The organism is Halobacillus halophilus (assembly GCF_020171985.1).
GTDB lineage: Bacteria > Bacillota > Bacilli > Bacillales > Halobacillaceae > Halobacillus > Halobacillus halophilus_A.
On the sequence record NZ_JAIVAL010000003.1, the window covers coordinates 295,367 to 311,366 of the forward strand.

Annotated in this window: 10 protein-coding genes; 3 read left to right on the forward strand and 7 right to left on the reverse strand. The window is 42.9% G+C overall.

Features of this window, described 5'->3' with window-relative positions:
• Positions 1 to 13 precede the first annotated feature (13 nt).
• From LCM11_RS08360 to LCM11_RS08380, 5 genes are all read right to left on the reverse strand, one after another.
• Positions 14 to 652, reverse strand: coding sequence for a sugar transferase (locus LCM11_RS08360; protein WP_224893790.1), 639 nt, complete (start codon positions 650 to 652; stop codon positions 14 to 16).
• A 277-nt stretch (positions 653 to 929) separates the two neighbouring features.
• Complete coding sequence (locus LCM11_RS08365; RefSeq protein ID WP_224893791.1) at positions 930 to 2,795, reverse strand: polysaccharide biosynthesis protein; 1,866 nt, start codon at positions 2,793 to 2,795, stop codon at positions 930 to 932.
• Between the two features lie 328 nt (positions 2,796 to 3,123).
• Entirely contained in the window at positions 3,124 to 3,891 is a 768-nt protein-coding gene (locus LCM11_RS08370) for a tyrosine-protein phosphatase (protein WP_224893792.1), read from the reverse strand.
• A 193-nt stretch (positions 3,892 to 4,084) separates the two neighbouring features.
• Complete coding sequence (locus LCM11_RS08375; RefSeq protein WP_224893835.1) at positions 4,085 to 4,771, reverse strand: CpsD/CapB family tyrosine-protein kinase; 687 nt, start codon at positions 4,769 to 4,771, stop codon at positions 4,085 to 4,087.
• 1 nt (position 4,772) lies between these two features.
• On the reverse strand, positions 4,773 to 5,531 hold the full coding sequence (locus tag LCM11_RS08380) for a YveK family protein (protein WP_224893793.1): 759 nt from the start codon (positions 5,529 to 5,531) through the stop codon (positions 4,773 to 4,775).
• 747 nt (positions 5,532 to 6,278) lie between these two features.
• Here LCM11_RS08380 and LCM11_RS08385 point away from each other — a divergent pair.
• Positions 6,279 to 7,256: a C40 family peptidase gene (locus tag LCM11_RS08385; protein ID WP_224893794.1), complete on the forward strand. Its 978-nt coding sequence runs from the start codon at positions 6,279 to 6,281 to the stop codon at positions 7,254 to 7,256.
• Between the two features lie 173 nt (positions 7,257 to 7,429).
• Here the strand turns inward: LCM11_RS08385 and LCM11_RS08390 are convergent, their stop codons facing one another.
• Both LCM11_RS08390 and LCM11_RS08395 read right to left on the reverse strand, forming a co-directional pair.
• On the reverse strand, positions 7,430 to 7,663 hold the full coding sequence (locus LCM11_RS08390; protein ID WP_224893795.1) for a hypothetical protein: 234 nt from the start codon (positions 7,661 to 7,663) through the stop codon (positions 7,430 to 7,432).
• A 385-nt stretch (positions 7,664 to 8,048) separates the two neighbouring features.
• The gene (locus tag LCM11_RS08395) at positions 8,049 to 12,377 is read right to left on the reverse strand and encodes a S8 family serine peptidase (protein WP_224893836.1); all 4,329 of its coding nucleotides are present in this window, start codon (positions 12,375 to 12,377) and stop codon (positions 8,049 to 8,051) included.
• 293 nt (positions 12,378 to 12,670) lie between these two features.
• Between LCM11_RS08395 and secA2 the strand changes: the two genes are divergently transcribed.
• Together secA2 and LCM11_RS08405 are read left to right on the forward strand one after the other, a co-directional pair.
• Positions 12,671 to 15,040 carry an accessory Sec system translocase SecA2 gene (secA2, locus tag LCM11_RS08400; RefSeq protein WP_224893796.1) on the forward strand — a complete coding sequence of 790 codons (2,370 nt, stop codon included), beginning with the start codon at positions 12,671 to 12,673 and terminating at the stop codon, positions 15,038 to 15,040.
• Entirely contained in the window at positions 15,033 to 15,929 is an 897-nt protein-coding gene (locus tag LCM11_RS08405; RefSeq protein WP_224893797.1) for an accessory Sec system S-layer assembly protein, read from the forward strand. Before secA2 ends, LCM11_RS08405 begins: the two co-directional genes overlap by 8 nt.
• Positions 15,930 to 16,000 lie beyond the last annotated feature (71 nt).

Here is a 16,000-nt window from a genome sequence, read left to right on the forward strand (position 1 = left end):
ACACCTCTTATAATTATTTTCTTTGCTGAAAGCCACTCTTTTGTCGGCTCTCCCCTCTTCTCTCACTGCCAGTTCCACCTTCCACCACTCCATCACTTTTAACAACGCTAATGGCAGTACCGAAAAAACACTTAATATCCATCCATAAACTAAGCTTTTCAACATACTCCCCATCCAATTTAGCCTTAACTTCAATTGGTAGTTCATCTCTTCCTTTAATCTGAGCCCAACCAGTTAAGCCAGTTGGAATATTATTTGCCCCATATTTATCTCGTTCGGATATAAGATCGTACTGATTCCATAATGCTGGCCTAGGTCCGATAACGCTCATCTGACCAACAAAGATATTCCAAATTTGAGGAAGTTCATCAAGAGAAGTTTTTCTCAGAAACTTACCCACCTTAGTTATATACTGTTCCGGATCTTTCAACAAATGAGTAGGAGTGTCCTTAGGTGTATCTATCCTCATAGTTCGAAATTTCAATATGTTAAAATGCTTCTTATTTATCCCCACTCGTTTTTGCTTGAACAACACTGGACCTTTGGAATCTATTTTAATTCCAACGATAAGAATTAGAAACATAGGGGAGAGAATAATAATCCCTGTTAATGATAGGAAGATATCTATCAGCCTCTTTATCTTTAGATACATACATTAACTCTCCTTAATAGTAGTTTGTATTCCTAAAAAATAATTGTAACTTTAAGTAGTCCTGTTCAGTAACTTTAAAAGAAGATAATCTCGTCATCGAGCAAACAAAAAGGTCGCTTCAAGCGAAGCAACCTTTACCTGAATTAAAGGTTATCGACTATTGACACCATCTCTCTTCGATGTTTTTCTTGCTATCTAGAAGAGCTTTCCTGCTTTAACAGTTAGAATAATCGCTTTTATTACTCTTTTTGTAAAGAAGAGCTCACATCGTGTTCTCTTAATTAACATGTTCAAGTATTGGTGCTTTGTTCGGTAAGCGGTTATTGGCTAAATCAATTGCATATTCTTTCAAATCTTCCACATTGCTTTCTGAGTGGTGATCTACTAAATATTGAACTAATTGATAATTAAACTCCACCGTCTTCCCAATAAAAATCTTCGGAAACACTGGCTTCTTATTCACTTCTTTATCACTGAGAAGCTCTTCATACATCTTCTCCCCAGGTCGAATTCCATTGAATCGAATCGGAATCTCTTCTTCAGAAAACCCGGACAGATGAATTAAGTTCTTAGCAAGATCGACAATTTTTACTGGTTCGCCCATATCCAGCACAAAGACCTCTCCACCTCTTGCTAGAGCTCCAGCTTGAAGAACTAATCTTGAAGCTTCTGGAATAGTCATAAAATACCTAGTCATATCTGGATGAGTAACAGTAACAGGACCACCAGCGGCAATTTGCTTTTTAAATAAAGGAATAACACTGCCACGGCTACCGAGAACGTTCCCAAATCGTACAGCAACAAATTTAGTATGGCTATCCTTACTGATGTTCTGAACAACCATTTCTGCAATCCGTTTTGTCGCTCCCATCACATTCGGAGGATTGACTGCTTTATCGGTAGAAACAAGCACAAATGCTTTGACTCCTTCGTGATGCGCAGCTTCAGCGACATTTTTCGTTCCTACGACGTTATTCTTCACTGCCTCTTTCGGATTTGCTTCCATCAATGGCACATGTTTGTGCGCAGCGGCATGATAAATATAGGAAGGGGCGTAATCCTGGACCACTTGGAAGATACGCTCACGGTCTTGAACATCAGCAATGACGGTCACAAGTTCAGTATCAACGTCTAGTTGTTTGAGTTCCATATGTATCGTGTAGATACTGTTCTCCCCATGACCTAATAATATCAGTTGTTTTGGACCGAATTTCACAATCTGACGGCAGATTTCTGAGCCGATACTTCCTCCAGCGCCCGTAACCATTACGGTTCTGTTATTAATTTCGGATTGGATCGAGTCGATATCAAGTTCAACTGGTTCACGGCCTAATAAATCTTCAATTTGTACGTCACGAACTTGATTGACCGATACATTCCCAAGGGCGATATCTTCAATCATTGGAAGAGTTTGTACATTGGATACTACGCTTTTTGCCTCTTTAATGATTTCTTTTACCCTTGCTTGTTCAATAGAAGGCATAGCTATAACTATATGGTTAACCTTATTCTTATTAACTACTTCTTCCAGATGTTTGCTGCTGCCTAACACAGGAAGACCGGATATACTTAAGTGATGCATGGTAAAATCATCATCGATGAACCCCACTATATTCGTGTTAATGTCACTTGAACCTTTCATTTGCCTGGCTAACATACGTCCTGCGGATCCAGCACCTACGATTAGAGTCTGTTTCAAATTAGGGTTATTTTTCACCAATCTTGCCTTTTTACCTTTCGGATTAAAAGTTAACCCGTAGGTTTTATAATAACGCCATGCAAACCGCACTCCACCAATGAGTAAAACATGTAACATCCATGTAATAGCTAAAGCTCGTTCGTAAACCATTCCAAAAGCTAAAAATTGAACCACAGCTGCACTTACGATTGATAAACTAACAACTACCATAATACCAATTAGCTCTTCCATACTCGCATAGCGCCATTTTTTTCTATACATCCCTAACACCCCTGAGAATGAATGGTGTGTTAGTAACAAGACAATGGCTGAAACCAGCATAATCCGATCGAATACTGCTACATAAGGATTTAAGAAGAAATGAGACATGTAGATGGAAAAGGAAACAATGATAGAATCAATTAATATTAATAAAGCAAGTCTTTTCCTTTGAGAAGCAAACATTTCTATTATCCTCTCCTATTCAAAATTCACTAACAACTGAAAAAGTAAAGATATATATTTAAAGCTTAAATAATTTAATTCGCCCGGTCATTTTTACGCAGTATCAATTTACTAGTATAAGCATTTAATATAAATTCATAACATTGTTCATTATAGCAGGTTTAGTTTTCCGATTGAAGGGGAACAAGGTAATATTTTACACTATATTAATAGATTTTGTCGTGAATCTAATCACTTTCTTATTAATGCGCTTACAGAAATAATAAAAAACAACCCCTAGTCATATAAAAATACTAGAAGTTGTTAATATTTTTACGTTATACAGCTTTTAGAATAGACCAAAAGTCTTTTTCTTCTTCACGTGCTGTGGCGGATCTGAGGCTAATATCCCGTTTTCTAATAGTTCTTCAGCATTTTCTGAAAGAAGATAGACCATATCCAGTCCAAATTCTTTCCTCACTTCACTATAAGCCTCTGTCATACAGAAACCACGACTTGAAGTATTGTGAGCATCGGAAGCGATTAGATGAGCAAGGTTCGCTCCTATTATTTGATGGGAAAACTTCTTAATCTTCTTGCCGAAATGACCGCATACACTTCCAGCCGTGAGCTGAACGAATGCACCATTTTTAACCAGCGTGTAAAGCGTATCTGGATGCTCCATAATATGCTTATTCCGTTCAGGATGCACAATAATCGGGTGATATCCTTCCACCTGCAAATCAAATAGTAACTTACTTGTGTAGCGCGGGACACTGTCAGGCGGAAACTCTACGAATACAAATTTAGTATCGACATTAAGTGATAATACCTCTTCACTTTGAATCCCTTCTAACATCTCTCCATGAATCCTTGTTTCCTGCCCAGGGAGGACGTTCAATTCAATCCCTCGTCCACTTAACTGCCGGTTTAATTCACCAACTTGAATCAATATATCATTTTTATAATTATTATAGGTTCCATTCATATGGTGCGGCGTCGCAATGATGGTATCAATTCCATCCTCTACAGCTGCTTTAGCCATATCCATACTTTCTTCCATGGTCTGCGCTCCGTCGTCTACTCCTGGAAGAATGTGGCTATGAATATCGATCATATGCCGGACTCCTCTCTATATTATATTCTTAGGTTATTAGTCTTATAAATTCTATTATAGAGTATATCAGTTTAAGGTCTCGAATTGAAGATATTTTAGTAGAATCATTTTGTTTTTTATATTACAAATCTCTACATTTTTTGAATATTTCTAATAATTTATTATAAAAAAAGAGAGAGGAAAGTCCCTCTCTCTAATTTCCGTAATAATAATAGTAATTACTGTCTTTAACATCCATATCATTTAACACGACACCAAGAATATTAGCTCTTGATTGTTCAAGCTGTTCTTTTGCTTTACCAGCTGCTTCCTGCTCGGTCTGCTTACTGCGAACAACCAGTAACGCGCCATCTACAAACTTAGATAATACTTGCGAATCAGCAACCGCTAGTACAGGCGGCGTATCGAAGATGATCATATCATAGTGTTTTTTAGCTTCCTCAATTAACTTCTCCATCATTGTTGAACCCAGCAACTCAGAAGGGTTCGGAGGAATCGGTCCGGATGGAAGAAGATCCAGGTTCTCTACACGGCTTTCTTTTGCTAGTTCTTTCAGAGAACGATTCCTTACTAAATAATTACTTAACCCTGAAGTATTATCGGCACGGAAAGTGTAGTGCACGGTAGGCTTACGAAGGTCGGCATCGACCAGCAGCACTTTCTTACCTTGCTGAGCAAACACTACAGCTACGTTAGCCGTGGTTAAGGACTTCCCTTCCGAAGGCCCGGCTGACGTAACAATCATGGTTTCTAGCTCTTTATCAACAGAGGCAAATTGTAAATTCGTACGGATCGTCCGGTATTGCTCGGCAATCGGTGATTTAGGATTGTCATTTGCAATAATGCTTCGGACTGACGTTTGTTGATTCTTTTTCTTCATACTAAGCGCCAATAGATTCACTCCTCACCTTTGTGTCTTCGGTCTTTTTTCTGGTAGGACGACGCTCCGGCAAATCTTGTTCCGTAATAGTCGACACAACCCCCATAACTGGAAGGTCGAGATGGCTTTCTATATCTTCTTCGGATTTAAGTGTATTATCCAAATACTCCAGTAAGAAGGCTAGTCCCACTCCTACCATTAATCCAACAACTATAGCAATGGCAATATTCAATAAAGGTTGAGGACTTACTTGAGTCGGTGTTGAACCAACGGCTGCTTCAGATAGAACATTGACGTTATCTACATTCATTAATTGAGGGATATCCTCTTTAAATACCTGCACAGTAGTATTGGCTATGGCTGCAGCCTGCTGTGGGTCTTCATCCGTTGCCACAACGTTAACAACCTGGGATTGTTCAGCGTTGGAAACTTGAATCTTATCTGATAGAGTAGCCGAAGTCATGTCTAACCCTAACTCTTCTACAACCTGATCTAAGATGCGTGGACTTTTAATAATTACGTTATATGTATTTATTAAGTCTATATTTGTTTGTAATTCATTACCTTCATAAATATTGTCTTGCGACTGCGATTGAGATTGGTTGACGATAAATTGAGAAGAAGCTTCATAAGACGGTGTTAATACAAAGAAGGTGACTAAAGCACTAATAATGGCCGCTCCAGCAGCAAGACCAATAATAAGTAAAAGACGTTTTTTAAGAACCTCAAATATTTCCTTAAGGGATATTGTTTCTTCCATTACTAAACCTCCAGATATTGTCGAATTTCAAAACATAGAGTCATTATATCATAGATAAATATGGGAACGAGTGCACACTTGTTAATTTTTCAAATAGTTTACAATCACAAGACTAAAGTCTGAGGACTGAATGCACAAAAATCCATAACATAGTTTATATCGACACAATAACCCCATCATTAAATAGATCAAAAGACATGATTATATCCCAGTAATATCCTGTCTTTTGATCTATTTTTTAATGTTATTTAAATTATAATCTAGTTCCTAAATAATAATGCCATAATCAAGAGAAGTAGTAAATAACACTATCTATCCATTGAATAATTTAAATTTGTTACCTGAAATACGCTTCACTGTCGAAGTCAATACAGAGATTATTTTCTTAAATCTCTACTATCTCTATTAAATTTTAATTTATTCCTAAATTACGTGTTTATTCTCTCGATCTATTCCATACTTATTGTTGTTACACCAAAGGAAAGCACAAGATAAATGAAATAAATTTCCATAATATGTAAGGTATTTCGCAGTCAATTTTATAAAAATTCCACACTTTTGTAACCAATGAGTAAATTTCATAGAAGGTGGAACCTAGTAAAACCGCGCCCCTTACCCATTTTTCTACTCTCGCAAACCCTCTGTCATTTAATTGTTACACAACTGTAAATTCATGACGTAAATTGTTGTGATACATTAGAAAAGGATTAAGAGAGACGAAAAAAATTTCAGGGGGATTAATAATTTATGAAGAAAGCTCTTATGTCGTTGCTCGCATTTTCTATGGTTTTTCTACTGTTCGTACCTAACTCTTTTGCTGGCTCAAGAATTGGGAACCAAATAGTAGATCTAGCATTTAAGTATGACTATGCACCCTATGTTTGGGGCGGTACTTCTACAAGCGGATTTGATTGTTCAGGTTATACGCAGTATGTATATGATAAGGCAGGCATTGATTTACCTCGTACATCCAGATCACAGTATGGCGAAGGAGATTATGTAAGTCGATCGAACTTGCAGCCTGGCGATCTAGTATTCTTCGGAAATCCGGTATGGCACGTAGGGATATACATAGGAAATAACAAAATGATTTCTGCTGAAAATCCGAGTGACGACATAACCGTAGCTTCTCTTACTGGTTACTGGGACCGTAACTACCGCGGCGCTAAGCGTGTAGCTGATGTCGGCGTATCCAGCTCTTCACTTCCAACTGGAAGCTATCACGATCTTGACAGCGACCACTGGTCTGCAGATGCTGTAAGTTCACTAAGTAAACAGGGAATTATTGATGGGTATGACGGAGATCTATTCAAGCCAAAAAACGATGTAACACGTGCGGAAGCTGCTAAAATGCTTGCCGATGCGCTTGATTTAGACAATGGTTCAGGCTCAAGCTTTAATGATGTATCTTCTTCCCACTGGGCTTCTGACTATATTGAAGCTGCTGCCGATGAAGGCTATCTATCAGGCTATGAAGATGGTAGTTTCAAACCTAGCCAATCGATTACTCGTGCAGAAATTGCATCGATCTTTGCTAGAGCATTTGATTTAAACTCTTATGGAAGCAACCCTTTCTCTGATGTCTCAAGCAGTCACTGGGCGTATGACGATATTAAAGCTCTTAATGCCAATGATATTACTGAGGGTTATGAAGATGGAACATTCCGAGTAAACAACGAAGCTACTCGTAGTGAGTTCGCAGTATTCTTATACCGCGCTCTATAAGTTTTTAAACATAAAAAAGCCTTTTTTCCTGAAAATAGGAAAAAAGGCTTTTTTATATTCTTATGATAGCTTACTCTTCTCTTAAACTTATACCTAGTTTCTTCTATTATATAGCGCGTTGTTTTGTCTATACTTTCTCTCCTTCTGTACCTGGTCTTTTCTGTGATCCTACTTTAAGACTGCTCACGGTTTCGACGAGACTCCACCTTCCCTAAAATTAGAAGACCTATCCATAATACTACTCCCACACCCAGCGAATAAATTATTCCCGTAATAAGGTTGTTCGACGTAATGTATGTATGGATAATTCCCGTAATATAGTTCTCAAGCATTGTCCAGCTCACAATAACAACCAAAAATAGTATTGTTCTTGTAACTGGCAATCCTCCGTCTTCTCTTTTCTTCATATAACTTGCCCCCTAAATGCAATTCTTCTCACGACTACTTTTTATATAAGAAGAAACTCGTCCTACAGTAATCAGTTTCCTTGTCTAGTTTATAGACTAACCCCCGTTTCTGTAAGAATCAGTTTCACTCTGGACAACGTGAGGTCTTTCATCTACGACAAAGCCGTAGCCTTCTTAATCAAACTTTCTCTTTATGAAACTACCAAGCTAATTTTAAACAGCCCTCAAAGTCTTTTCCTGCTTATGACGCGAGCGTCTGGGCGATGCAGCTGGCCGAATCTTCCGCCGGAGGACCTCCTGCACTACCTTAGTCAACTACAGAGTTCAACAAAATCAAAAAAACAGCTGAGACTCATGTAAGCCTCAGCTGTTTCTTCTTTCTTACTTAGTTAATGAAACGATCATCCTCAGCTTTAGCAAGGAACATCGCAAATTCAGCACGAGTCGTGTCACGGTCCAGCTTGAACGTTCCATCCGGGTAACCGATGGAAATCTTATTAGCTGCCAGCGTATTGATGTAATCATACGCCCAGTGATCAAGAGGCACGTCACTGAATCCATCGTCGGTGCTGCCTTTCAGGTCATAAGCATCGACAAGGATTTTCGCCATTTCAGAACGCTTCAGGCTGGCTTTCGGATTGAAGTTTCCGTTTGGAGACCCAACCATAATGCCGCTTTCTGCAATCGCTGCGATATCAGCATAGCCGTAATCGCCTTTCTTCACATCATTGAATCCTGGGTCTTCCACATTGTCCGTGTCCAGATCAAGGATACGAACGATCATTTTCGCTGCGTTCACACGGGAGATATCGTCATTGGTTCCAAAATCACCATTTGGATAACCAAGGATGACTCCGCCCACGCTCAGTTTCTGAATCACTTCTTCTGCCCAGTAATCTTCTGGAATATCATTGAAGGATTTAGCCTCTTTATCAGATTGATAGATAGTGATGTGCTTGGTCGTTGTATTTCCGCCTAAGTCCACCAGCTTGATCTCGAAAGAGTTTTTACCTTCTTCCAGATTGACTGTTTCGTTGATCGTTTCTTCAATAGATCTCATTTCATATGGTTCTTTAAATACGTTCTTATAAACTTCGCTTCCATCTACATAGAGACGAAGGTCGTCAAAGTTATCTTTCACATTCATTTCAAGATCCGCTTCCCCTTGATCGGTTGTATGCGGTCCATCAATGTTTAGAACTGGTTTCGTGGAATCTAACAAGAACCTTCTAATGAAGGAAATGTCGTTGCCACTGTCATCTACCGCTTTAAATTCAATTTCTTTGAATCCATCTTTCTTGAAGCTGATGGTTTCGCTGAAGTTGTATCGCTGATTCTTTTTATCCCAGTCTAATTCGGCTTCTTTTCCGTTAATGGTCAGGCTTTCCACCTGAGAATCGTCTTTTACATAACCGGTTACTTCTACTTCTTTATTGTTGGTTACGCTCAATGCTTCTGGCGTAAGGGCTGTGACGGCTGGAACCGTTCCATCCTCTTCTTCCATCGCATTGTCAGAAGTCGTGTTGCCTGCATAGTCATGAGCGACAACTTTTACATTATTAGCTTCGTCTGGATTCTTAACGGTATAAGAATCAGCGTCCGCTCCAAGAGATTTCTCAGAAACTAGTTTACCGTTCACGAGAACGTCAAAGTGAGACAATCCCGTATCTTCATCAAAAGCATCCCAGTTGATCTGGCCGCTCTCCTGATCGTACGTTACTTCAAGAGAAGGATCTTCCGTGTCCACTTGAACTGGAATTTTCACCGATTGCCATTCGGCATCCGGGAAGTCCACTTTTGATTTGATTTCGTAATAGTACTGACCGTCTTCCACCACTTCGCCTTTCACTTTACCATCCCAGGCAGCCTGGAAGAAGGTGTTGGTCAGTGGGCCGGCACCGCCGTCAAAATAGTTCTTGCGAATGCCATCCTGCGTGCGGATGGTGCGCAGCTCATTCTTGTCTTCATCAAGTATATTAAACTCAACTTCCTTCGCATTTCTTAAGAAAGAAACGTCTGGAATAACACTTTCAAAGGAGTCATCTCCATCTGGTGAGAATCCTACATTATCTTCAGAACCAGTCAGCACTTCATCTTCCCCTAGTAGTGGATCGACACCAACTAGCTGGTATCCATCACCATCTGGAGTAATAAGCGCCGTCAGGCTGTAGAACGGCTCACCTTCTGCATCGTAGATCGTGTCATCCACAATCGGTGCTTCATCCCATTCGCCGTTAAAGCCAACATATGGCACGGCAAGTTCTGGGTTGGAGTCGTTAGGATCCTTCAGTTTAATAAATCCTTCTACAAAATGACCATTTTCAAATACTTCATCTAGCTGATCACCATAAAGAGAGGTAACAGCATTGGAAAGATCAATCGTTACATTAAGCTCAACAGTCGAACCTGCTGGTACTACGACTTGATAGTCATCCCCTGACTGCGCTCCATTTGGAGAAGAAATATCAATTGGGAATTCACCGTCGTAGAACGGTCCTCCTTCAAGAGTATCTTCTTTAAGAATGGCCTGAGTCTGGACTGTATTCTGGCCATTTAATGCAAGGTCTGTCTGGACGGTACCTTCGACATTGTACGCTGCATTTTCATCACTTACGTTTTCAAGTTCAAGCGTAAAGGATTTCTTCGTGTCCATTTCCTTAAGAGCAACTTTACCCAATCCGGAATCTTTCTCCGTTACGACAACTGGCGTCTCCATAGCAGCATGAAGATCCATAAGTCCTGCACCTTGACGGCGTGGAGAATAATCTAGATTCAGGTCATAATCGGTGTTGAAATTCCCCTGATCTTCTTGAGGAACGGAAGTGTTCATAAGAATGTTTTTCGCCATTTCCACCCGATTGTTGCCTTCAAGTGAAAATTCTTTGTCAACACGCTGCATGACAAGCGCTGATCCGCCGGCTACGTGTGGTGCAGCCATGGATGTACCGCTCTTCATGCCGTAATCGTCATCCTGGAGGGTTGATAGGATATTTCCGCCTGGTGCCGTAATTTCTGGTTTGAAATTAAGGTTAGGCGTTACACCCCAGGAAGAGAAATTGGAAATCTGACCCGCTGATGGGCTTTTCGCTACGACTTCTTCTCCCATGAAAGCAATCTCCAGATTCTTGCCTTCATCTAAATAACCTTTCAGCTCAAGCCCTGTTGATTTTAGGATACCTAGCTGAGGGATGTTAATTTCATCACTAGAAGCCATGCTGATGTAGCCGGATACGTTATTGTAAATAATAACGCCCACTGCACCCTCTTCTTGAGCATTCAACGTTTTATCTACAAAAGCAGTTTGACCGCGGCTGATTAAAGCGATTTTCCCTTCGAGGTCCACCCCTTCAAAATCATTGGCATCCGGGTTCTCTGAAGAATCTCCCGGCTTTCTTCCAAGTCCGGCGTCCACTACTTCGTAATAGTCCTCACCCAATGTTTGAGGAGATACGCTGCTTGCCGATAGGAACGGAACGGATTCTTTCGCTTCTCCATCTACACGTGTGTTAAATCCTTCAAGCTCCAGGTATTCATTTTCAAATGAAGCGACCTGAAGGGATTCTGTAGCAAGTCCAGGTGCACCGACAAGCCCGATGTCCGGGTTCGAAGCAAATGGATTTCCTGCACCAGTACCAAAACGATCGGAGTTACCGGCAGAAATCGCCATCATTACACCGTTATCTACGGCACGTTTGATCGCTTTCTGTTCTGGTTCATCTGGTTCTACAAAGCTTGCTGTGGAACCAAGACTCATATTAATGACGTCTGCACCAAGCAGAATCGCGTCATCGATAGCTTTAATGTAGATATCACTATAGGTTGAAGGCATTTCCGGGTCGTTACCGAATACTTTCAGCCCTAAGAGCTGCGCTTCCGGAGCTACGCCCATTAATCCGCCTTCTGCTTCATTTCCGTTTGCTCCAACAATACCGGATACGTGCATGCCGTGTTCACTTGCACCTGGACCTAGATCCAGTACAGTATTGTTCTCGTCCGCATAGTTGCGGCCAAACGGTACTTTCTCTGTGAAGTATTTCCCTTTCAGTGCGCCTTCGCCTGTAAGGTCTGACACATCGTCCTCACTGATTTCGGTTTCTGTCCCTTCACTCAGCACCATGTCCTGGTGATCCGGGTCAATTCCTGTGTCGATGACGCCGACGGTCATACCTTCGCCTTTATACCCGTATTCTTCCCAGGTTTTTTGGGCTTTGACCAGTTCTTTACTATACAATAAGTCTGGTTCTTCTGTTTCCGGACGCTCGTATTCATGACTGATATGTACGTCTTTTACCTCCGAAAGATCCTCAATTAATTCGATCGAACGGTATTCAACACTTCCGCTGAATCCATTCACCACTGTCGTGAAGCTTTCTTTATAATCCATTGGTACAGAACTATTGGCAATGGATTTCTTCACGGCTTCCTGCTTCTGCAGGGCGTCCTTCTGGAGTTTCTCTTTTTCATCTTTCGATAGACTCTGATAGTTACTCGTTGATTCTATGGTTGGTTTTCCTTCTAATTCAACAATGACGCGGACTTTTTCTTTGGGATCATATTCCTTGTCCGGATTGACTTCTTTGGCTTTGTGTTCTTCCACCGTGACCTTGTCCGGCTTATCCAGATTCTGCTCTGAATTCGATAATCCATTGGCTGCGAACACCGAGTTTGAAAAAGCGAGCAGGAAGATAAAGAATAAAATTAAACTCTTCTTCACGTTCAAATGGTTGTCCTCCTTATTTTTTCTATCAAATTCCCTAAAACTTCCCTCCTTTCTATTTTTTACATCCTTAAGTATATTCAAATATTCATAAAATTACAAATTGTAACATTCAGGACGTTGTCCTCACCCAGTGGAAAATATTATCTATTGAAAGGATTTTCATAGTCCGAAAATACTAGGTAAACACGCCGATAGTCTGTTTCCAAAACTTAACGTAAATCGTGTAGAAATGACAGGACTTACCATGGTAAAGTAAAGGATAACTACATAACCAAGGAGCATCCACCATGATGAAGAAATTCTTCCCTGAAAAACGGGGACGTGAATGGAAGAACTACGAGCAGGAACTCCGCACCATCAACCGATGGGAAGCCACGATGATCGCCCTGTCGGACGAGGAACTGCGGGCGAGAACGAGCGAATTCAAAAGGTATCTGCGTGAAGGACAGTCTATTTATGATATCCGGGCAGAAGCCTTTGCCCTCGTGCGGGAAGCCGCCCGCCGCGTGCTTGGCCTCCGTCCTTATGACGTTCAGATACTCGGAGGGCTGATTATGTCGGACGGGCACATTGCAGAGATGGCAACCGGTGAAGGAAAGACGCTTGTGGCAGCCCTTTCCGGCTATCTTTTTGCGTTAGAGGAAAAGGGTGTCCATTTGATTACGGCTAATGAGTATTTAGCACAGCGTGATTATGACCTTATGAGTCCTTTGTATGATTATCTCTGGATATCTACTGGGTTAAATTTGAATCAAATCTCCCAAACTGAGAAACTGGAAGCCTATCAGGCCGACCTGACCTACGGGACAGGAACCGCCTTCGGGTTCGACTATCTTCGCGATCATCTGACACGGGACCAAAAGAACCAGGTGCAGCGTCCCTATCATGTAGCACTCATCGATGAGATTGACAGCGTGCTGATCGACGAAGCGAAGACGCCGATGATCATTGCCGGCAAAATGGAAGCCCACGCGAATCTCCATAAGCTGGGTGCTCTCGTCATGCGTTCGTTTCAAAAGGATGCCGATTATCAGCTGGATCCGGAAACAAAGGCGGTTCATTTTACCGATCAGGGGATCCATAAAATCGAACGTTCCTTTGATATAGAGAATCTGTTTGACCTACAGCATCAGACCCTTTACCACTACATGATGCAGGCGGTCCGGGCCCGGGTTCTTTTTCATAGAGATAAGGATTATGTGGTGGAGGAACAGCAGATTAAGCTGATCGACACCTTCACCGGGCGGCTGATGGAAGGACGTACGCTCTCCGACGGGCTGCATCAGGCGCTGGAAGCGAAGGAAGGACTGGCGATTACGGAAGAGAATAAACCTCAGGCGTCGATTACGGTGCAGAACTTCTTCCGGATGTACCCGAGGCTTGCAGGCATGACCGGGACGGCGAAAACCGAAGAGAATGAATTCCAGAGTGTGTACGGCATGAATGTCTGGCCGGTTCCGACGAATCAACCCGTCCTCCGGGAAGACCATCCAGACCAAGTGTACGTGACGCAGGCGGACAAGTACCGTGCGATTGTCCGTGAGGTGGAAACGGTACATGCTTCAGGGCAGCCGATCCTGATCGGCACCTCCTCCATTTTGCAGTCGGAATACATATCCAGCCTGCTTCAGGAAGCCGGTGTGCGTCATGAGCTCCTGAATGCGAAAAGTGTAGAACAGGAAGCGCGCTTGATTTCGCTCGCCGGTCAGGTCGGCCAGGTGACGATTGCGACCAATATGGCCGGACGCGGAACGGATATTGTACTTGGTGAAGGGGCAGCCGCACGCGGCGGTCTGCATGTGATCGGAACAGAACGTCATGAATCACGCCGCATTGACAACCAGCTGAAGGGACGCGCCGGCCGTCAGGGTGATCCCGGCTCTTCCCGCTTCATGATTTCCTTAGAAGATGAGATTGTCGAGCGCTTTGGACAGACCGAGCGGGACCGTAAATGGAAACATCCGAAAACGAATGAAGACGGATTGATTTTGCACCGGCAGATTGATGCTTTTATGGATACGGTTCAAAAAATCAGTGAAGGCAGCCAGGCGAACATCCGGGCATCCATTCTGAAGCTGGATGATGTGATCCATGACCAGCGGACAGTCGTGTACGGACTGCGCAATCAGATTCTTCAAAGCGAAGATCCAATTGGAATCCTTGCGCCTATGGTCCTGGATGACGTAGACGAACTCGTGCGAACGTACTGTCTAGAAGCAGCAGCGTCTGAAGAATGGGACCTGGAGAAGCTCGAGAAGGATTTAAAACGCGTTATACCGGGAATAGATAGTCAACTTGTCCAGACCGATTATGAAGATCAGGAGGAGGTAATCTCCGACCTTCATGCGCTGGTCGAGCGTTATCAGGTTATGATTCAGAAATGGAAAAACCGGCCGGCTGTGCAGCACAAAGTTGCCCAGGGCGCGCTCGGCGTGCTGGACCGGCACTGGATCCGTCACCTCGATAAGATGAACCGCCTGAAAGAAGGCGTCGGCATCCGGCAGTACCAGCAGGAAGATCCGGTCCGTCTCTATCAGCAGGACGGATTTGAGCTGTTTACCCAGACGTTTGCCGCCATCCGTCAGGACATGGTCCACTGGATGGCTGATGTGCTGGAGCCTTTAGAGAATGCCAAGGAGGAATCCACCCGTGTTTAATTTTCGAAATCATAAAAAGCAAGCTCACGATGCGGCCTATGACGAACATGCGGTCAATGCTCAGGAACTCGGTCTTTCCGGGGACGCACCCGAAGAAGAAGCCGTGTACCCGGAGCTTTCCTATCATCCGGACTGGAATCTTGAGCAGGAAGACGAGTACGTGTACCGCTTCTGGAATCATGATTTGCCGCCGCTTAAGCCGAACCAGTTCAGCATTCACGGCGTCGATTTGAAGCAGACAAACGGGACGCTCGTCGTCGAAGCGTTTGTGAGAAATTCCTTATCGCGAAGCATTAACTTAAAGACGATGACCATCCTTCTGCTCGACCAGCAGGGGTTTCCCGTTGCGAGGAAATGGTTTGATTTGAAGAAAGTCGGGACGATCCCGGCAAGGTCCAGCCGTCCCTGGACGTTTACGTTCGAGCAGCAGCACCGTGTTACGTCTGATGCGAATCCACCGGTCCAAGGCTGGAAGCTCGTCATCGAACCGAACCAGAAGCACCGCAAGCACACGCTTGACTTAGAAAAAAGTCTGGAGCAGTCCCTTCCGGAAGGTGATGCCAAGAAACTGGAACAATATGTGGAGAGTCTGGAGCCGCCAAAGCCCGGCGAAATTAATTTTGTCAGTTTGAAAGCCGAGCAGAAAGAAGACGCCCTTCATGTCTCGCTCTTGATCCGTAACGGCAGTGACCGTTCGATCAACCTCCCCCATCTGCCGCTTCAGGTTAAAGACGCGACGGGCGACGTGGTCGCGCAGGGGGCGTTCAAGCTGCAGCATGTGGAAGTGAAAGGCAATACGAGTAAGCCATGGACATTTGTGTTTCCGGAGTCGATGATCATGAGTGAAACGATCGATCTGTCGAGGTGGAAAGCTTACCCGATTCAATAAATAGAAGCCCTGTTGTCCTTTCCGGGATGACAGGGCTTCTCCTGTGTTTACGGCGCTGATTGAGAAGTTAT